Genomic DNA, 21,878 nt, shown 5'->3' on the forward strand with positions numbered 1-21,878 from the left:
TCAAGTAGCTCAAAATAAGAAAATGGCAAAAGGGTTAATAAGGCAACTCTTCCCGCCAACGACTGCGTGATTTTTTGCATGAGCAAAAAGTTCTGTGAGCCCGTCAAAACATACTCTCCTGTTCGGTTGCGCTCATCAGTGAACACTTGTAAGTACGAGAACAAATCGGGGACATTCTGTACTTCATCCAAGATAACGCGGTTTTGGTACCGCTCTAAGAAACTATGCGGGTCATTTTGAGCCAAGGCTCTATTGTCAAGTAGCTCCAGGTTGACATACTGATAATCAGAAGCAAACAATTTAGAAAACGTGGTTTTACCCGACTGTCTCGGCCCTGAGATAGATACCATCGGAAACTTAGTCAGTAGCAATTGTGCTTTATCGGTCAGTGCTCTTGGAATCATTTATGTAATTTTAAAATACAATTGTAAATTTACATAAAATGTTATAAAGTTCAAATAATCAATGTTTTAACGCTCGATTTTTATTCTGATGGAATTGGACTAGTGTACCTGTGAGGTTGTTTCAAGTCCTTGCAAGTTTTTTTTACGCGAAACGGCAAAAAAGTACGAGAGTCTTAATCCTTATTCTACTGGAAATGAGGTTGTTGCCATAGACAAAGTAGAGCAAGAAACCAGCAAAGCCTACAGTCTTAATCCTTATTCTACTGGAAATGAGGTTGTTGCCACTTAAACTTTTACTATATGACTAAGAATTACTTTGTCTTAATCCTTATTCTACTGGAAATGAGGTTGTTGCAAGGCACGGAGGTTGCCGTACGTGCCGATGTAATATGGTGTCTTAATCCTTATTCTACTGGAAATGAGGTTGTTGCTTACAATCAAAAGAGGTATCCCTGCCCCAAAGTCTCCGTCTTAATCCTTATTCTACTGGAAATGAGGTTGTTGCTCAAGCTCAAGTATCAATCGCAGAAATTCGTTCGCAGTCTTAATCCTTATTCTACTGGAAATGAGGTTGTTGCTTTTGGTATCTCCCAACGTTGGGGGCTACTTTGATAACTGTCTTAATCCTTATTCTACTGGAAATGAGGTTGTTGCCCTATCTTTTGGAATCTAACATGGTGTAACTCAGAACCGTCTTAATCCTTATTCTACTGGAAATGAGGTTGTTGCTGGAAAATAAGAATACATTATGTAAAAAAAGAAATTGGTCTTAATCCTTATTCTACTGGAAATGAGGTTGTTGCACATTCCTTACTGCTGATAATAAAGCAGAGAATGTAGTCTTAATCCTTATTCTACTGGAAATGAGGTTGTTGCACATTCCTTACTGCTGATAATAAAGCAGAGAATGTAGTCTTAATCCTTATTCTACTGGAAATGAGGTTGTTGCTTACTGTTGTGTCGGACTACTGGCACAATGCCGAGAAAGTCTTAATCCTTATTCTACTGGAAATGAGGTTGTTGCTCTACAGCGGGCAGGTTTTCAAGACGTGGAACGTACAGTCTTAATCCTTATTCTACTGGAAATGAGGTTGTTGCTACATGGGCTGGCATGGAATCACAACAACAAACAGTGGTCTTAATCCTTATTCTACTGGAAATGAGGTTGTTGCAAACACAAAGGCGGGAAAATGCAGCAGTTCCGTTCGTCGAGTCTTAATCCTTATTCTACTGGAAATGAGGTTGTTGCCAGTAATTGAATTTGGATACGACGAGGAACTGGAAAGTCTTAATCCTTATTCTACTGGAAATGAGGTTGTTGCTGTTTTCAACGCCAATGGTGCAAGCGATTTTGAATGGGAAAGTCTTAATCCTTATTCTACTGGAAATGAGGTTGTTGCAATATAGAGGCGAAATACTTGCCGATAAATTGTCTTAATCCTTATTCTACTGGAAATGAGGTTGTTGCAAGCGAACCTTGGTGGGAACTACACAAAAATTATATGTCTTAATCCTTATTCTACTGGAAATGAGGTTGTTGCCTGGCCATAGGTCTTGTGTTCTGGAATCCACTTGGATTCTGTCTTAATCCTTATTCTACTGGAAATGAGGTTGTTGCCCGTTGGCGTTCATCTTTACATCAAAAGAAGAGGATAGTCTTAATCCTTATTCTACTGGAAATGAGGTTGTTGCTCGCTCGAAATTACGCAAGAGTGCCTAACAAACGCGTCTTAATCCTTATTCTACTGGAAATGAGGTTGTTGCGTCCTCAGGAGGTCTTATTGATTCCCAAGGGTATGTCTTAATCCTTATTCTACTGGAAATGAGGTTGTTGCCACAACTTTCAGGGATTTAATGGGGTAACAAAAACCGTCTTAATCCTTATTCTACTGGAAATGAGGTTGTTGCCATGTGGGCAATTGGATTAAAAAATTAAGCCTGTACGAGTCTTAATCCTTATTCTACTGGAAATGAGGTTGTTGCTTTGGCTGAAGGACATGAAAAGAGAGAACCCTGAATCTGTCTTAATCCTTATTCTACTGGAAATGAGGTTGTTGCAACCAATAAAGAAGCCTATCAATGGCTTCGTGAGTCGTCTTAATCCTTATTCTACTGGAAATGAGGTTGTTGCGTTGTTCTTGTTATCTACCAGAAAATAAAAAAGCAAGTCTTAATCCTTATTCTACTGGAAATGAGGTTGTTGCACAACGTAAACATCTTGTTAGCCTCCGCATTCGCAACGTCTTAATCCTTATTCTACTGGAAATGAGGTTGTTGCTCAAACGCTCAATTGAAAAGGGCAAAAAATCGGCGGGTCTTAATCCTTATTCTACTGGAAATGAGGTTGTTGCGCGGTTCCAGCACGTTTAAGAGGTAAAATATATGAAGAGTCTTAATCCTTATTCTACTGGAAATGAGGTTGTTGCCCTTTCGTGAAGTATATGGAGAGAAAAATATTATGCTTGTCTTAATCCTTATTCTACTGGAAATGAGGTTGTTGCGTGTCGCTGTATAACCCAGCGAGTCAGACCCCATCTGAGTCTTAATCCTTATTCTACTGGAAATGAGGTTGTTGCAATAAAGGTCGTAAAATTGATCCAACAAGTGAACGTCAGTCTTAATCCTTATTCTACTGGAAATGAGGTTGTTGCATTTCATTCATAAAAATGGAAAGCTGGATAAACTTAGAAGTCTTAATCCTTATTCTACTGGAAATGAGGTTGTTGCACATTACTTAAAAAATCACTACTTTCAGGGAATCAAAAGTCTTAATCCTTATTCTACTGGAAATGAGGTTGTTGCATTTTTGTTAAAGAAATTATTGGATTGCTATAAAAGGTCTTAATCCTTATTCTACTGGAAATGAGGTTGTTGCCAATATGTTATATTCCATTTAATTTCACAATGGAACAGGTCTTAATCCTTATTCTACTGGAAATGAGGTTGTTGCAACTTCTTTTTATTTTTTTTAATCATTAACATAAAGCAGTCTTAATCCTTATTCTACTGGAAATGAGGTTGTTGCTAACGAACAAGGTTATAAAGTGCTTGACCCTCATAGTCTTAATCCTTATTCTACTGGAAATGAGGTTGTTGCAAGACAAAGCTGTCTTGTTATCACAAGAAAGAATCTGGTCTTAATCCTTATTCTACTGGAAATGAGGTTGTTGCTATTCACTTCCTCAACTTAATCACCGACAAAGAGTCGGTCTTAATCCTTATTCTACTGGAAATGAGGTTGTTGCGAAATGGGAGTGTCTCGAAGAAGAGTTATTCCCGATGGGTCTTAATCCTTATTCTACTGGAAATGAGGTTGTTGCTTCAAGCAAATTTTCAATTAACGAAAATGATATTCATAGTCTTAATCCTTATTCTACTGGAAATGAGGTTGTTGCTAAAATAAATCATCTCATTGAATACGGCTTTTAGAGAGTCTTAATCCTTATTCTACTGGAAATGAGGTTGTTGCTGGCAAAGGTTAAAACTAGAAAGAACGCTAACGGAAGTCTTAATCCTTATTCTACTGGAAATGAGGTTGTTGCTTGGTTTTGAAGCAGGCGAAGAAGCTTATTTACTATGGGTCTTAATCCTTATTCTACTGGAAATGAGGTTGTTGCAGTTAAGTGGAATAATTCCACTAATGTAGTAGAAGTCTTAATCCTTATTCTACTGGAAATGAGGTTGTTGCAGGAAAGTTGAATTGTTAATTGTGTATAACTTTTAAGTGTCTTAATCCTTATTCTACTGGAAATGAGGTTGTTGCCTTGTTATAGGATTGGTTTATACCACAACCGCCAACAGTCTTAATCCTTATTCTACTGGAAATGAGGTTGTTGCAGTCTTTATGATGCCACTAAACAACTCTCTTTAAAGGAGTCTTAATCCTTATTCTACTGGAAATGAGGTTGTTGCTTTCAGTAGAACCTAACCTAGAGTTGTTGTTATATTGGTCTTAATCCTTATTCTACTGGAAATGAGGTTGTTGCTGTGACACTGGATACAGCGCAAAGGAGTTTCCCCTCCAAGAGTCTTAATCCTTATTCTACTGGAAATGAGGTTGTTGCCAAATGGTAAACAGCATTATTGTTGAAAATCAAAAAGAGTCTTAATCCTTATTCTACTGGAAATGAGGTTGTTGCATGGCTGAATTAACTTTTGATGATACTGGAATGGTGTGTCTTAATCCTTATTCTACTGGAAATGAGGTTGTTGCAATCCAAGTGTATAACCTTTTGGGTACGAGTGGATTGGGTCTTAATCCTTATTCTACTGGAAATGAGGTTGTTGCAGATTGAAAGAAATGGAAGAACGGAGAGCAGCAGCATTGTCTTAATCCTTATTCTACTGGAAATGAGGTTGTTGCGCGCACCTTGCTGCCCAAGGAGTGGACGAAACAGTTGTCTTAATCCTTATTCTACTGGAAATGAGGTTGTTGCATCAACTCTTTAGACCCAACTATAGCCCTTCAAAAGGCGTCTTAATCCTTATTCTACTGGAAATGAGGTTGTTGCATGGGTTTTTTATGTATCAAGATTACTTAAATAGTATTGGTCTTAATCCTTATTCTACTGGAAATGAGGTTGTTGCTCGTAGTTAATTACTACGGACAGTTTGTTGCATTGTTTGTCTTAATCCTTATTCTACTGGAAATGAGGTTGTTGCCAGAACAATCTGGCTTAAACTACGCGAGCAATGGAGTCTTAATCCTTATTCTACTGGAAATGAGGTTGTTGCATATACCATTCTTTGAACCTCCTATTTGTATGGGAGATGTCTTAATCCTTATTCTACTGGAAATGAGGTTGTTGCATGATTTGGCAGAGGAACGAGCAGACGATTATATCGGTCTTAATCCTTATTCTACTGGAAATGAGGTTGTTGCGAAATTCCAAATGACGATAAGAAATTTGGAGAATGGGTCTTAATCCTTATTCTACTGGAAATGAGGTTGTTGCTGTTACAAATCTTGGTTCTAGCACGGGCGCGGTCAAATGTCTTAATCCTTATTCTACTGGAAATGAGGTTGTTGCTGCTTTAAAAGTAATGACTACGGATTTTGAATAATTTGTCTTAATCCTTATTCTACTGGAAATGAGGTTGTTGCGAAGTAAAAAAGCTGTAATGACGATTAGTATGTTAAATGTCTTAATCCTTATTCTACTGGAAATGAGGTTGTTGCTATGGAATGTGTATTACCGTCCAGCAGAAAAGTACTTGTCTTAATCCTTATTCTACTGGAAATGAGGTTGTTGCGAAAGTTGCAAAGCAGATTGCCGAAGCAAATCCTGGTCTTAATCCTTATTCTACTGGAAATGAGGTTGTTGCATAACTGTGTTCATGTCCTCGACAAAGGAAGTAGATGGTCTTAATCCTTATTCTACTGGAAATGAGGTTGTTGCCCTATGTAAAAAACTAAACGCTCTTGTTTATGGAAAAGAAAGTCTTAATCCTTATTCTACTGGAAATGAGGTTGTTGCTTCAGCAACATACTGTTGCCAACGGAGGTGGAAGTGTTCGTCTTAATCCTTATTCTACTGGAAATGAGGTTGTTGCAAAAATGGAAACTACTCAAACAACACAAGAAACAAAATGTCTTAATCCTTATTCTACTGGAAATGAGGTTGTTGCCAAACATTGAATTAAATGCACAAATCAGAACAATTGCAGTCTTAATCCTTATTCTACTGGAAATGAGGTTGTTGCGGGAATAAGTGGAATTATCACATAACTCTTTAATAAGTCTTAATCCTTATTCTACTGGAAATGAGGTTGTTGCTGGCATAGGTTGGTATATAACCAACGGAAAGCATACTGTCTTAATCCTTATTCTACTGGAAATGAGGTTGTTGCTTAATTTTTCAAAGCACCCTTAGCTCAGTTGGTCAGAGCGGTCTTAATCCTTATTCTACTGGAAATGAGGTTGTTGCTACGCTCAACCAGTCTCAGCGTGATGCACTTATAAGCGTCTTAATCCTTATTCTACTGGAAATGAGGTTGTTGCCTTAGGTCTTCACTTCCTTATTCTGGGCCAGTTATCGTCTTAATCCTTATTCTACTGGAAATGAGGTTGTTGCTCGTATTAGTTGTAGCTGTGGTGATTTTCTTTTCTAAGTCTTAATCCTTATTCTACTGGAAATGAGGTTGTTGCACCAAGATTTCGGGCAACGAGCACCTAGCAAAAGGTCTTAATCCTTATTCTACTGGAAATGAGGTTGTTGCAAGGAAACAGGTGAGCGCAAAGTAGAGCGCAAATCAGTGTCTTAATCCTTATTCTACTGGAAATGAGGTTGTTGCAAATTATGACAGGGACTTCACAGTAACAAAAGAATACAGTCTTAATCCTTATTCTACTGGAAATGAGGTTGTTGCCATTACTTGAATTTTTAATTAAAACATACACTAATGAGTCTTAATCCTTATTCTACTGGAAATGAGGTTGTTGCACTCAAGGTAAAATGACAACCAGAGAAATAGTAAAAATGTCTTAATCCTTATTCTACTGGAAATGAGGTTGTTGCTTTTATATCTTTGTGCTTATAATAACTCTGATGAGTTGTCTTAATCCTTATTCTACTGGAAATGAGGTTGTTGCATTCATGGCCAAGGATGGTAAAATCACCCTCATTCCGCGTCTTAATCCTTATTCTACTGGAAATGAGGTTGTTGCAATGACCTATTCTCTCAAAGGTGGAATAATAAGGGGTCTTAATCCTTATTCTACTGGAAATGAGGTTGTTGCGGATAAAAGTTGGTTTTTCTCAGGCGGCGCAATTGGGTCTTAATCCTTATTCTACTGGAAATGAGGTTGTTGCTTGTTGGATTTTCTGTCTAAAAATAAAATTCCATACGATGGTCTTAATCCTTATTCTACTGGAAATGAGGTTGTTGCAGATTTAACAAATTTCTAATATGAATATAAAAACTGCGTCTTAATCCTTATTCTACTGGAAATGAGGTTGTTGCTTTGAATCTTGAAGGATGTACTCGCATCCCAGAAAAGAGTCTTAATCCTTATTCTACTGGAAATGAGGTTGTTGCTGTTAAATTTAGAAAACCTTGCTCTTCATGAGTTACAGTCTTAATCCTTATTCTACTGGAAATGAGGTTGTTGCCAACATCGATGACACATTCTAAGAAAACGGTAGCGTCTTAATCCTTATTCTACTGGAAATGAGGTTGTTGCCCTGTTTTTATCTGCACTGTTGCTTATTGCGATGTGCGTCTTAATCCTTATTCTACTGGAAATGAGGTTGTTGCTATCACACGTGCGGCTTTTGCCATATTCTCGAAAGAGTCTTAATCCTTATTCTACTGGAAATGAGGTTGTTGCCGTATATTTTTGAAGGAAAAACAGAAGGTAATTACGTCTTAATCCTTATTCTACTGGAAATGAGGTTGTTGCATCAAATTCATGGAAAAATAAAAAGCAACGAAGACTTTGGTCTTAATCCTTATTCTACTGGAAATGAGGTTGTTGCATTACCCGAAATGTCAACAAAAGAGGCAGAAAAGGTAGTGTCTTAATCCTTATTCTACTGGAAATGAGGTTGTTGCAGAGTTGAATCAAGGCGTTTACTACAAAACTGGCAATGGTCTTAATCCTTATTCTACTGGAAATGAGGTTGTTGCTCACACTCCTTTGTGCTAATAACACATTGGAGTTCAATGTCTTAATCCTTATTCTACTGGAAATGAGGTTGTTGCAGTTGGCAGAAGAGTTAGACTGGTAAGTCTAACTGTCTTAATCCTTATTCTACTGGAAATGAGGTTGTTGCACACCTGAGCAAATAGCTCTGTTAAAAGAGTTATTTGGTCTTAATCCTTATTCTACTGGAAATGAGGTTGTTGCATGAGATTTACAACAATAAAGTAGAAGCTTAGTATGTCTTAATCCTTATTCTACTGGAAATGAGGTTGTTGCAAAAAAATTCCATACGATGCTGTTCTACTGCGTTAGTCTTAATCCTTATTCTACTGGAAATGAGGTTGTTGCTATTATATTAATAAAACTCAAGAAATAATTGATATATTGTCTTAATCCTTATTCTACTGGAAATGAGGTTGTTGCCTTTACTTAGAAACAACAAAGAGATTAATGGAGTCTCGTCTTAATCCTTATTCTACTGGAAATGAGGTTGTTGCTATCGCAGAGACGGAACATACAGAGTCATGGTACAAATGTCTTAATCCTTATTCTACTGGAAATGAGGTTGTTGCATTCATATAAAGAAAACATAAAAGGATATGTTTTTTATAGTCTTAATCCTTATTCTACTGGAAATGAGGTTGTTGCAAATGAAAAGAGGACGTCCAAGAAAAGAAGAAACATTGTCTTAATCCTTATTCTACTGGAAATGAGGTTGTTGCTTAACATAAGACGTTACAACAACGAAAAAGTCATTTTGTCTTAATCCTTATTCTACTGGAAATGAGGTTGTTGCATTGATACATTTATTTTAAGAACGTTATTAGATTGTGTCTTAATCCTTATTCTACTGGAAATGAGGTTGTTGCATCTACTTTAGAGATTTTGAAAATACATCAATCATGGTCTTAATCCTTATTCTACTGGAAATGAGGTTGTTGCTTTAAACGAAAAAAACTGCATACAAATATGGTACTAGGTCTTAATCCTTATTCTACTGGAAATGAGGTTGTTGCGGCCATAGTCTGTCATCATACGACGGAGAAGAAAACGGTCTTAATCCTTATTCTACTGGAAATGAGGTTGTTGCGCTTCAATCTATTGTTTAACCATCTTAGCCTCAATCTGTCTTAATCCTTATTCTACTGGAAATGAGGTTGTTGCAACAAAAAATGAAATACGATGATAAAGGTGAAATGATGTCTTAATCCTTATTCTACTGGAAATGAGGTTGTTGCCCCAAATGTTTCTCTATTGTGAGAAAACAACGTCTTAATCCTTATTCTACTGGAAATGAGGTTGTTGCTTAGATTTGTAGGGGACTATCCGTTCGCTTGGTCTTGTCTTAATCCTTATTCTACTGGAAATGAGGTTGTTGCGCTGCACACAGCAGCAAAAGAGTTGGTAGCTCAGTAGTCTTAATCCTTATTCTACTGGAAATGAGGTTGTTGCACATGTCAATGTGGACATGATGTAACTGAATTATTTGAGTCTTAATCCTTATTCTACTGGAAATGAGGTTGTTGCGCTCTTTTAGGAGGGCAAATCCCTAAAATTGAATTGTCTTAATCCTTATTCTACTGGAAATGAGGTTGTTGCAGGTGGCCAAGAGTACGAAGGTCAAAGTTTTATTGAGTCTTAATCCTTATTCTACTGGAAATGAGGTTGTTGCAGATATATGAAAAACATCAATCTAAACTTGTACGAGTTGTCTTAATCCTTATTCTACTGGAAATGAGGTTGTTGCGTCTAATTGAGTCTGGCGAATGCGGAATCTTTGACCTAGTCTTAATCCTTATTCTACTGGAAATGAGGTTGTTGCGGCTGGGAGTTGTAGGATTGGCGCTGCTTGGGATGTCTTAATCCTTATTCTACTGGAAATGAGGTTGTTGCGAGTAATGAAAAAAAGAGTAAAATATAAGCCAATGTCGGTCTTAATCCTTATTCTACTGGAAATGAGGTTGTTGCTTTGCTTGCTATGTTATCTATGACATTCGTTATAGGGTCTTAATCCTTATTCTACTGGAAATGAGGTTGTTGCCTATGTTGACAAACACGCAGGGCAGGGCACACACATAGTCTTAATCCTTATTCTACTGGAAATGAGGTTGTTGCCAAATTGAGGAATTTAATGCTGAAAGACAACGCGAAGGTCTTAATCCTTATTCTACTGGAAATGAGGTTGTTGCAGAGAGGGGGACGAATGCTAACATCATACGGAATTGGGTCTTAATCCTTATTCTACTGGAAATGAGGTTGTTGCTGTTGAAAACAAAGAGATTTATATCTCTTGTAATTCAGTCTTAATCCTTATTCTACTGGAAATGAGGTTGTTGCTTCATGTAAAAGGTCACAATCCTAATCCGAAAACAAGAGTCTTAATCCTTATTCTACTGGAAATGAGGTTGTTGCTGGTATTTCAAAGAATGGTATTGTTACGTGAAGAAATTGTCTTAATCCTTATTCTACTGGAAATGAGGTTGTTGCTTTGTTGACAAAGTGCTTATTGAGAATGGGAAAAGTGTCTTAATCCTTATTCTACTGGAAATGAGGTTGTTGCAGTGGGGAACAAGGTATGTACCTTTCTAAAGGAGATGTGTCTTAATCCTTATTCTACTGGAAATGAGGTTGTTGCGAGTTCCAGCTCGACAAGAAATCCATCTTGGCAAAGTCTTAATCCTTATTCTACTGGAAATGAGGTTGTTGCAAAAATTTCTGATTTGAAAATAACTGTTGAACCATATTGTCTTAATCCTTATTCTACTGGAAATGAGGTTGTTGCAATTCCGATTAGGATTTGTTGCCATAGAATAAAAAAACGTCTTAATCCTTATTCTACTGGAAATGAGGTTGTTGCACCATTTTTACTATGACAACTGTTGAAGAAAAACATAAGTCTTAATCCTTATTCTACTGGAAATGAGGTTGTTGCAACTGATTATGTCGCGTCCTTGTTCCCAAATTACGAGGTCTTAATCCTTATTCTACTGGAAATGAGGTTGTTGCGTGTTGAACGATACCGAAGCATTGGTTCTTGATAAGGTCTTAATCCTTATTCTACTGGAAATGAGGTTGTTGCATTTTGTCGGTGGTTCCAGTAGTAAACACTTTGTTCGTCTTAATCCTTATTCTACTGGAAATGAGGTTGTTGCTATCTGTAAAACAGGCTACCGACGTGGTTAGCTATAGTCTTAATCCTTATTCTACTGGAAATGAGGTTGTTGCACAATTATTAAATTTGTTAGGAGTTGAACACTCAATTGTCTTAATCCTTATTCTACTGGAAATGAGGTTGTTGCATTGTTGCACAATGGGGAAAAGGATTCAAATCTCCTAGTCTTAATCCTTATTCTACTGGAAATGAGGTTGTTGCTTTTATAGAATGGAAACTTTAAATACAATTGACGGTCTTAATCCTTATTCTACTGGAAATGAGGTTGTTGCAATATACTAAAGAAGAAGTAGAAAAGTTTGGTGTTGTGTCTTAATCCTTATTCTACTGGAAATGAGGTTGTTGCTAAAAGAGAAATAAACTATCAAGAAATAGAAAATCTTGTCTTAATCCTTATTCTACTGGAAATGAGGTTGTTGCTTTTATAGACACTTTGACTTTAAGTGTTTTAGAAGATAAAGTCTTAATCCTTATTCTACTGGAAATGAGGTTGTTGCGAGATTTATAAAGTCTTAAAGAAAAGTGAATAAATAGTCTTAATCCTTATTCTACTGGAAATGAGGTTGTTGCCCGAATCGAAAACCCTCATATAAGTATACAACAATGTCTTAATCCTTATTCTACTGGAAATGAGGTTGTTGCACTAAGTACTGAAAGAGAAACAAAAGAAATATATTATAAAGGGTCTTAATCCTTATTCTACTGGAAATGAGGTTGTTGCATGTCTTTGGCGGAAAGTAACCGCGAAAAGGAAATCGAGTCTTAATCCTTATTCTACTGGAAATGAGGTTGTTGCTGTATCAACAAGATTACCACCCTGCTTGGATTTCTTCTGTCTTAATCCTTATTCTACTGGAAATGAGGTTGTTGCATTTCGGCAGTTAATTGTAGAACGCCTTAACAATCAGGGTCTTAATCCTTATTCTACTGGAAATGAGGTTGTTGCTTAATTGTAGAACGCCTTAACAATCAGGGTCTTTACTCGTCTTAATCCTTATTCTACTGGAAATGAGGTTGTTGCTTGTTGTACTTTTTTGAATTGAAATCTATGTGTTTGTCTTAATCCTTATTCTACTGGAAATGAGGTTGTTGCCCCATTTTCTGAAATAACAGCGTACACCGTAATGAGTCTTAATCCTTATTCTACTGGAAATGAGGTTGTTGCATTGTTCCACCAGCTTCACCTGCTTCTGTTCCTCCAGTGTCTTAATCCTTATTCTACTGGAAATGAGGTTGTTGCAAGCAATGAAAAAACAATGAAAAAGAAACTTGTGTACACAGTCTTAATCCTTATTCTACTGGAAATGAGGTTGTTGCTTCCACTGCAAGAACAAGATGCGATAAAATATACCATAGTCTTAATCCTTATTCTACTGGAAATGAGGTTGTTGCACCTTCCTAGACGGCTCACCCTTCGGCAAAAAAATATGTCTTAATCCTTATTCTACTGGAAATGAGGTTGTTGCGATAATGATCAAGATGAAGAGGAGAAACTAAATAAAGTCTTAATCCTTATTCTACTGGAAATGAGGTTGTTGCAGAAAAGGCAATTCAATTTATAATTGATTTTTTACAAAAGTCTTAATCCTTATTCTACTGGAAATGAGGTTGTTGCAATAAATTTCCTTATATTCACGATACTTTAGTAGATTGTCTTAATCCTTATTCTACTGGAAATGAGGTTGTTGCAAATGGATTTTTAACTTACTCATTTTGATTATTATTGTCTTAATCCTTATTCTACTGGAAATGAGGTTGTTGCCAGTTACATCTAAGATTGTAGGGCTTATTTTTCAAGATGTCTTAATCCTTATTCTACTGGAAATGAGGTTGTTGCAAGATATGCAGTTTTCACAAAGTACGGCAAGCCGTCGGTCTTAATCCTTATTCTACTGGAAATGAGGTTGTTGCGCAGTTTTTTTCATCGCTTATGACCTCTTTCGGAGGTGTCTTAATCCTTATTCTACTGGAAATGAGGTTGTTGCGTTTACTTTGTCTCACTAAACTAAACGCCTAAAACAATGTCTTAATCCTTATTCTACTGGAAATGAGGTTGTTGCCGCAACCAAAAGTTTTGAGCTGAAAATCAATGAATTATAGTTTGAAAAATAAAAATATTTATATTGAATCATTCAAATGTACAGTGGTTTTAAGGGTTTACTTTAACTTTCTAAGCCAAATTTACACTTTTTATTTTGTTTGCCTTCCAACCCCATTCCTTATTTTTGAGATTGTACGTTCTGACAGCAGTACCTGATACCAGTTGAGCATGTGAAAGGCTTGCATCAATCGCAGGGATGTCAATAAATACGTCGCCCACAAACCCAATTCGGCCTTTCACCTGAAGCCGTCCGTTAAATGATTTCATTTGGCTGGATTCAATTTGTCCTTCATAATTTGCCACTTTCTCTACTTTCCAGTATTTCCCGTCTTTATGGGCTACTTCTTGTAACCAAAATGTAAAAGCCTGACCAACTTGTGGCGCATTTACCCCGAGTTTGGCATAACAAAATCCACCGTTGATAGCCTCATCCACGAAAAATTGGGCGGTTTGTTTCTCTGTATTGAGGTGCCAAATAATGCCAATATGCGCATTCGAGGCCGAAAAAAGTAACGCCTCAGCCGTTTTGGTGAATTGCGTATATAGGTTATGGTTAGACTTACCCTTGCTTGCAAGTTGATATTTTGGCGTTTTCACCCACTCATATACACAGCTAGGAATTCGCCAATGGTTCGCTTCCCTGACTTGAATCAATGCCTCAATCTCGACCCGAGCCTCGTCCCAGCGCTCTTGTTGTACCAATAACTCTGCAAATCGTTGCCGAATTTTTACCAAAAACTCGGGAGGGGTAGTACACATGAGGGCTTTGGCCAAGCAAGCCATTTGCAGGGAATGGTCATGTGGATGTAGTTGGGCCAACAAATCCCACACCCAAAAATCGCGCTTCTTTTTCTGAGCGAAGGGACGGAATAAACCCAAAGCAGTGTCTAATTGACCCATTTTTTGGTATAACAACGCCCGATAATAAATCAAATACAGCATTTCAGGATGTGCCTCCGATACGGTATTGAGCTGATGTAAAAAATCAGTCATGCTGGCATCAGCATAAGGCTGCATCAAATAAGCTTTGGAAACAGCCAAATAGGTGCGCTCCACCAACGAGGGGATAGCTTTGCCATTTTGGAGGGTTTCGCCCTCAAAATCACTCGTTTGAAAGTGTTCTAATCCCCAACAAGCCACCATGGCAGGAAATTGTTTCCACTTCAATGCTTGTTTGACAAGTGCTTTGAGCATGACGCTGTAGGCTTGTCCAGGAACCGCCGCAAAAGTTTGACAGCAAGTTTCAAAACGGTATAGCAACGTCGATGGAGTCTCGTCAGTTAGTTTAAACACTTCTTTTGCAACAATCCAGTAAAGTTGTTCCCACAGAATCTTTTCACCAGCATCAAATCCCAGCGCACACAGCTTCTCCAGCTTAGAGAGTGTTTCTCCTTTAAATACCCCATTAAGTTTAAGAATGTCGATATACACCCATGCCGCTGCTCTTCGGTTAAAAAGGTCATTAGGCTTGTCCACAAGCAGTTGTTCTGCAAGTTCACATGCCTCGGTTAGCTGACCATTTTTGCGCAAACGGCTCACCTCCTGCGCATTTTGTAGAGTAGTAGTAGTGAAAGTATCGAAGTGATATGAAAGTTTAAAAAGTGATTACGTCCCTCTGCCCTTGCCTTTTTGCCCCTTGCCCTCTGCCCTTCGCCCCTACACCTCCAGTGCAATAGCTTCGTTTAGTTTTTCAAAAATATTTTCGGAAGGAAGCTGCATCAGTTGCCCTGCGGCACCGATTAACTCCGCAAAATAGGGCAAGTCTTTGCCCATCATTGAATCATCGGGAATGAGCCCTTCGTGGGCAATTTTGTTACGAACCACGTTAATAAACAGCAGCTTGTGGTTTTCCGTTGATTTGCCACCGATAAAATTTGACAACGTATTGACAAACGTAGCGTGCGGTTCTTCCTGAATACACTGAGCTACTTTAACTTGAAAAACCATCTCGGCTATACTTTCAAGGTTATTTTCGGAAGCCAAATGAGGAAAGCGTTCCAATGCCTCCTGCCGTAGCCGACGGCTTTCAGAGTAATACTCATTGACCAAATCGTACCCAAAATGAGCGTGAATAAGTTGAGCAAGGTATTTTTCGTAAAACACCGCAAAACTTAGGATCGCCGCGTCAAACTGCCCCGCTCGGTTCATAAATTGAGCTTTAGCAAGGGTGTTGGTCAATGGACTAGGACTCTCCACCAAAAACGCATACTGATCTCGCTCTTTTTGTTTCATATTTCGCCGTAATTTCTGGTACATTTCAACATTGCCGATGCTCAAAAAATACCCCATCCCCAGCAAACGATTGGCCAGTACCCTGGTGGTGCACAGGCTTGTGAGGTCGTCCACTTGCCGCAGCGACAAAGCCGCTTTGTACTGCCCTTTGGCGGTCAGGCTTCTCACTTGCTCGGCCGTAATGATATTTCGGTATTCAATTTGGCTTACCTTTTCCAAGGTTTTGGTTTTGGCATTTACGTACAAAACCTCCAGCTTTTGGCTGTCAACCATAAACTCGGCCATGAGCTTTAGCGCTACTTTTTGCTGAGGGCTTCCTCCCGCGTCGCAGATACACACGTTGGGGTACATATAATCAATGTTAAACCGCTTGAGCTGATTACGGTAATAGCGCAACAACCCGTCGTTGTCCGAAATATCACATCGAACGGGTAACACCTTGACCTGACTCTCGCTGAGATACCCCTGTCGAACGAGCAATTTGGCCATAATTAACCCCGCCCAGTAGGTATCTTGGTCGGTTTTGGCGTGGTTATCGACCAGTTGGTCTGACCCAAAAAGAATGACTTGGTCAAAATAGGCACTCCCCAAAACCTCCAAAATCTGATTAACAATCGTCACCGACAAATCGGGGGCAAATGCGTCAAAATCACTCAATAAGGTCTGACTAAATGCCTTAAACGAGCCACCAAAAAGCAGCTTTTGGTCGTCCGAAAGCCTGTCAAAAGTCTTGCCTTGGAAGCTAATATTGCGATTGCCGATGTTTGCAAACAAAAGGGTGTGGGTAGCGGTGGTTGGATTCATGAAAGCAGTAAAAGAAGTTGTGCCCAGTGGGCGGTGAAACATGAAGACAAATGTCTGAGTTAAAGATGCAGTCTTTTTGCATTAACCAATTTTTTTGAGCTGAGTCGCCAAACGTTGGGCGTCCAGTTCGAGGTGAGTAAGTCGGCTTCGACTCAGCCCTTGCAAGTTGACTACTTCGTTGAGATAATCGTTCATACACTGAATGAGCAAACGTTTCCCGTCGGTATTAAGCCAAAACTGACCATTTTCTACGTCAAAAAACTCCTCAAAAATCACTTCTTGCAGACAAAGATGACACACTACGTAGTCGGCATAATGGCGGTAAGTCTCAATAAAATCATACACCAAAACGGGACGATTGTATTCGTCGCGGTGCATGACCCCCACGGCAGGGTCGATACCTGCCCGAATCAGCGCTGATTCGCAATTACTGTAGAGCATTCCGTAGGCATAATTGAGCAAACAATTAAACATATCCAAAGCAGGATGCTGAGAGCGTTTGGCAAAAAAATATTGACTCGGAAGTAGTTCACGCAGCGCCGAAAAATAGGCTTTACTGAGGTTGCCTTCGTAGCCCCTAAATGTCGCAAAAGTTTCGGGCAGCTCTTTGATGACGTACTGCTTGAATTTTTGCCCGTAAAAAGCCAAGTTTTGCAACGCCTCGGGGCATTCTTTTTGCGTCAATAATTGAAGCATCTCCACTACAAGTACTTGGTTTTCGATTTTTTGTACCAATAGCCCACGCATCCATTCAGCCCCCATCGTAGTTTGCGAAAACGTCAATTGGTTTTTACGAATGGTAGAAATGGAGCCAAACTGATTGCTCCAAACCCGCCCAATGGGTTTGCCGTATCGGTCAATAAACAGCAAATCGGTGTTGTACTGAATCGCCGTTTGTACCACCTCGTACGTGAGCTTAGTCGCCGAGTGCAAATGAATACTTTTGATTTCATGGACAGGAATAAAACTCTCCCGTTCGGGTGTGCGTACGCAGTAGCGACCACTTTTTACGCTCAAGCTAGTGCCTCGTTTATTTAAGATAAGTTGTGTCATAGTGTCAAAAAAATAGCGTGTGTTTGTGGGCCGTCATCAATTCCAGTTCAAATAATTTACCGATGCAGGTGAGGCTGTTGAGCATATCTTCGCCAACGGGCAACACCAAAATCGTGTCTTCATTTTCGTAACATTCCTGCATCTTGCGCAGTACATCCAGCACTTCACGTTGGAGCTTTCGGTGAAACCTGCCAAAAAACACCGATTTTTGGACCCGTACGCAGCCTTTTTGCAGCAAGTACTTCGCCATAAGCCGCCGAACTTTGTTATTTTCAATGTCGTACATAATAAAGCAATACATGTCTTCTGGGCGTTTGAGTGGCTGCTGACGCTGTAAATACAACATGAAATTCTGAAGTCGCTGGGGTATTTCCCCTGACTCCCCAAGTGGTCCCTCCTTTGGCCGAATCAAGGCCGTTTCTTGCCAAAGCCGTTCGAGCTCAGGCAACGTTTTTCGAACGTAGGGTTTCTTCTTTGGCATAAAAAAACAGCTAAGTGGGGTTAATTAGCAGAGAGATAACTCACTAAGGGCACATTCTCACTAACGGGTGCAGGAAACAAATGCGCGTAGAGAATACCGTACAGCAAATCCATCAAAGCGGCATCGGTGCCTGTTTTGGGCGATTTGACCACCGAAAACCCTCTTTTGCCAAAAAACACGTTGACTTCTGCCTTGCGGTAGCCCTGTTTTACCAACACCTTAATACCGTACTGAATAGGCATTTTTTCAAAAACTTCTAGCCCCGCTTTTTGGCATAAAACGTCTATTTCGGGCATAAAATCAAGCAGTTCTTGGGGAACAAATGCCTGCTTAACGGTGCGTGTGGGAGCCGTAGGAGAAACCTCACGAAGCACCTCACGGTAGGCCGTTTCGTTGAAAATGGGCTTTGTTTCGGTTTTCGTCGCCTCCTTTTTTTCGATAAGAGTTTGCTTTGAAAACAAGTCTTCTTCCAACGTCATGGTTTCTAGCATCAGCGGCTCCGCATTAGGGTTGAAATAGGCGTTTGCATCGTAGGCCAAAAAGCACGCCCGCGACGCATCCGAAGTGCGCAAATCTACGCTACCCACCAAGCCTGTTCGTTCGGCAAACTGACTGACAAACGATTTATAAAACGCCTGAAAAAGTTTGGCATCGTTACAGGGCTGTTCCAACGTAAAAACTATCTTAAACCCTTGACCACTTGGAGAGACAAATGCCAACGCAACGGCGCGGTCTTCCGTAATGGAGGCAGGTACGACACCATCAAAATTGGGTAAATGGTCCACATCGACAATCAAGCAGTGAGCTTGAACGAAATTGTCTATACGTCGCACTCCGTCCCTGAAAATGCTACCTACCACGTAAGGAAGTCGGGTTTTGGCCGTACGATAGGCTGCTTTGTCGAGCAGTGAAAGCTTGCGCAGACGCTCGGTATCCTTTTGCAAAAGTGTATCTCCCTTAATCATTGAAACAACTTCAGCGAGCGAAACAGGCTGAAGTGCCTCGTTGGAGGCCGTAAGGTTTTTTCCGAGCGAGAGCGTTGGTGTTGTGAAGGTGTTGAAGGGGTTTTGGTGAAATGATGGGACAAAGTTCGCAACCAGAAATGCAGTGTTTCCGCATTGTTGATTTTTTTATTGGGAGACATCAAAATGCTGAATGCCACAGGCTTGGAGCCACTTGCCCCAAAAGAAACGCAATTTGTCCAGTTCAAAAATGTCGCTCGTTTTGGCTTTTAACCCTTTTACCCGCACCGATACTCCGCCGATTTTTCGACTAATGGGTAAAATACCTGCGCCTTGCCTTTCGGCGATACTTTTCCAATCGGGGCCTTTAAAATCGCGAATAAATTTGGTGTGGGTGTATTGCGAACGGTGTTCTACGGTATGTTCGTACGATTCAAAATCAAAGTGGCCATCGCTGAGTAATACCAGCTCAGTTTGATAACCCTTGGGCGTCAGATAAGGCAGTACATCGTTGAAAAACAGCCAAATGTCCACGCCGTAGTACTTGTTCGGCTGATTGCTAAACGTTGCCTTTTGGTACAATTCACGCAAGAGCGTCGGAAGCTCTTTTTTGAGTGATTGCAGCCTTTTAGCGCGCTCCGCAATGGAAGTAGCAGGCATTGAAAGCGACAAGCGCTGCTCGTAATGGTGGCCATCAAAAGGGCTGTTTTTTTGGGGTAAAATGCGCACCATAAACACATCTTTTGAGTTGACAATCAACGAACGACGAACCGCCGCCTCGAACTCTGCAAAAGCTTGCATAATGACCTTTTGGTCGTTGGCAGCACAATGAGGAGTAGTTACCAACCGATCAGACAAATCAAGCGCCACTACCCATTGCTTCTGCGCCATGACGCTCCACGACAGACCAAAGCACAACAACATCCCCAATAAAAAGGAATTGAACACGCGGTTGAAAACACTCTTTTTAAATTCGCTGGCACCGTTGGGGACGACTTCTTCGGTCTCAGTTGGAACAACAGGGGCGGCATTTTTGGCTAAAAACGCTTGAAACCGTTCCTCACATTCGGCCCTTTTTTGGTAGTGATTGCCATTGTTGAGGTAACGCAACCAACCCGAATAGAACGCCTGCAACGTATTTTGTAATGAGCCTACCTTCAACGAAATGGCCTCAAGACGACGTTTGAAAGCGTCCAATTGCAAGTCAATTTGTCCAAGCTGAGCATTTAACTCCCCAATTTTTCCTTGGAGTTCGACGATTTTTGCTTGCGCTTCGGCAATATGGCTTTTCAAAAAACCGAGTTTAGTCTCAAAAAGGCGGGAGTTATCGCGTTTTTCAAACTCCTTTTCCACTACTACCGCCAAGAAACCACACACCACGTAGGCCAAAAAGCCAAACCCTAACACAATCCAAAACATAGACGAAGCGTACCAAATAAAAGGTTCTTCCATTCCCATCAATTTGCGTAGCTGATGGGCCTTGCTTTCCAACTGATAAGCCAATAGTGCATCGAAAATAAAAGCCAAGACATAAAAACCGAGCTTTACCCACTTCTGATGGTGTGCCTGACCAATCACGTTTAAAAACAAGTGCGGGGCTAATCCCAACGTCAAAAAAAGCGTAGGAGCAAGGTAGCAGAAAATCAGCACGGGGTGCCAAGTGAAAATTCCGCTGGGGTCAAAAACAGTGCCCAACAGCGTATTCAAATCGGCTTGTCCACTTTTGATGACGGCGTCGTAGTTCTTAAAAAAGATGGTAAACAACAAATTGGCATAGAACAATAGCAAGTACGTGAGGTTACAAACAAACAAAAACGTGAGCAAACCTACTTTGACAGGCTTAAACTCCGAACGCATTTTACCCCGCTCGTGCTCTAAGGTCAGTTGCTCAATCTCCGCTTTTTTATCGGTAATCAGTTGCTCTTGCGCAGGAACGTACACCTCCAAATGTTGGTTCTTTTGGGCTTCCACCTCCAACCGTTTCGACAGTACTTCGTCGCGTTCGGCCTCGATTTTCTGGCGACGTGCCTGGTTGGCCTCTTCGTCTTGACTTGCGTCAATAATCGCCCCCGACTCAAAACGGTTTAAAAAGTTCTCGAAGGTAGTAGGATCTCCCAAGTTCCTGCCCGATTCTTGGTAGCCAAACGCTTCGGGGTCTTCCACGTACTTTACCTGTGCCGAGAGGTGCGGATGGGTGGGAGTAGCCACAGCCTGCGGTTCAGGAGTAGTAGAAGTAGCAGGTTCAAACATAGTGGTGTTGTCGGAAGTAGTGAAGTTTGTCATAGCCGTAAAAGTTTAAAGGTGATACTGATTGCGTCGAAAACTGTGTAGATTTCAACGTTTTTTTGCTTTTGTAGATGACCGACACAGCGGTAGGCTTTTCTGCCAACGAAGAGGCGTTGTAAAACGACGGTGCAAAAGTATAGAGGGGAAATAAACCCTCAAAATAGTAAGCAAAGATAAGATGCCCCCTATGTGCATCTACCTGATAATCAAACTGAAAAGTGTATTTTGAGTTGAATAAAAGCCTAAAACCATGCCAGTAAATAAAAATCAATTAGGACGACTTTTGGTTATTCACGGAAAGCTTGCTACGGGACGAAAATTCAACTGGGAGCAGTTAGCAAATGCTTGTGAGCTTTCTGATTTAGTACGAGAACGCCCTGCGGAAAGAACATTAAAAGCAGATATTCGTTTGTTGCAGGAAACGTTTAAAGCCCCCATCCCCAAGTGGAAACCTCATTACTACTACGAAAAAGAGTTTACGCTTTTTGAAGCCCTCAATCAAGACGATGCGGCCTTACTCAACGAATCATTGGCGCTGCTCCGTCAGTTTTCTGCCCTTCCTCAGTCGGACGGTTTGCAAGAAGTACTATTCAAGCTTGAAACAGAAGCAGGACTTTTTGCCGAAATTCCACGAACAGTAGTGTATTTTGAACAAAATCCGTTCTGATTATCCGTTTATGCACCTGTTATATTCGCAATTACTAGTCTGTCAAAGAGTTTGTCTCCAAAATACCGTCT

The 21,878-nt window shown here is 40.1% G+C and carries 8 protein-coding genes and 1 CRISPR repeat array; of the genes, 1 reads left to right on the top strand and 7 read right to left on the bottom strand.

What is annotated here, in order from left to right; translation table 11 throughout:
* The 7 genes from AC23N5_RS30960 to AC23N5_RS30990 form a co-directional block, all read right to left on the bottom strand.
* On the bottom strand, positions 1-404 hold a 404-nt coding region (locus AC23N5_RS30960; protein WP_487758493.1), incomplete at its 3' end, for an ATP-binding protein.
* Positions 405-574: 170 nt separating this feature from the next.
* A CRISPR array of direct repeats spans positions 575-13,281; the repeat unit is 37 nt; unit sequence GTCTTAATCCTTATTCTACTGGAAATGAGGTTGTTGC.
* Between the two features lie 110 nt (positions 13,282-13,391).
* Positions 13,392-14,861: a tetratricopeptide repeat protein gene (locus AC23N5_RS30965; RefSeq protein ID WP_487758494.1), complete on the bottom strand. Its 1,470-nt coding sequence runs from the start codon at positions 14,859-14,861 to the stop codon at positions 13,392-13,394.
* Between the two features lie 117 nt (positions 14,862-14,978).
* On the bottom strand, positions 14,979-16,400 hold the full coding sequence (locus tag AC23N5_RS30970) for a hypothetical protein (RefSeq protein WP_487758495.1): 1,422 nt from the start codon (positions 16,398-16,400) through the stop codon (positions 14,979-14,981).
* Positions 16,401-16,439: 39 nt separating this feature from the next.
* Entirely contained in the window at positions 16,440-17,411 is a 972-nt protein-coding gene (cas1, locus tag AC23N5_RS30975) for a CRISPR-associated endonuclease Cas1 (RefSeq protein ID WP_487758496.1), read from the bottom strand.
* A gap of 4 nt (positions 17,412-17,415) precedes the next feature.
* Positions 17,416-17,892 carry a CRISPR-associated endonuclease Cas2 gene (gene cas2 / locus AC23N5_RS30980; RefSeq protein ID WP_487758497.1) on the bottom strand — a complete coding sequence of 159 codons (477 nt, stop codon included), beginning with the start codon at positions 17,890-17,892 and terminating at the stop codon, positions 17,416-17,418.
* 20 nt (positions 17,893-17,912) lie between these two features.
* A complete protein-coding gene (locus tag AC23N5_RS30985) occupies positions 17,913-18,992 on the bottom strand; it encodes a CRISPR-associated primase-polymerase type B (protein WP_487758500.1) in 1,080 nt (359 codons plus the stop codon).
* Positions 18,993-19,022: 30 nt separating this feature from the next.
* Positions 19,023-21,137: a hypothetical protein gene (locus AC23N5_RS30990; RefSeq protein WP_487758498.1), complete on the bottom strand. Its 2,115-nt coding sequence runs from the start codon at positions 21,135-21,137 to the stop codon at positions 19,023-19,025.
* A gap of 253 nt (positions 21,138-21,390) precedes the next feature.
* Here AC23N5_RS30990 and AC23N5_RS30995 point away from each other — a divergent pair, with 253 nt between their 5' ends.
* Positions 21,391-21,807 (top strand): hypothetical protein, encoded by a 417-nt coding sequence (locus tag AC23N5_RS30995; RefSeq protein ID WP_487758499.1) that lies wholly within the window; start codon positions 21,391-21,393, stop codon positions 21,805-21,807.
* Positions 21,808-21,878 lie beyond the last annotated feature (71 nt).

This window comes from Runella sp. R5_40, from assembly GCF_057652295.1.

Coding starts and splice junctions, on each gene's coding strand:
- AC23N5_RS30970 (WP_487758495.1), bottom strand. CDS start 16,400: ATGTTTCACCGCCCACTGGGCACAACTTCTTTTACTGCTTTCATGAAT.
- AC23N5_RS30995 (WP_487758499.1), top strand. CDS start 21,391: ATGCCAGTAAATAAAAATCAATTAGGACGACTTTTGGTTATTCACGGA.
- cas1 (WP_487758496.1), bottom strand. CDS start 17,411: ATGACACAACTTATCTTAAATAAACGAGGCACTAGCTTGAGCGTAAAA.
- AC23N5_RS30990 (WP_487758498.1), bottom strand. CDS start 21,137: ATGACAAACTTCACTACTTCCGACAACACCACTATGTTTGAACCTGCT.
- cas2 (WP_487758497.1), bottom strand. CDS start 17,892: ATGCCAAAGAAGAAACCCTACGTTCGAAAAACGTTGCCTGAGCTCGAA.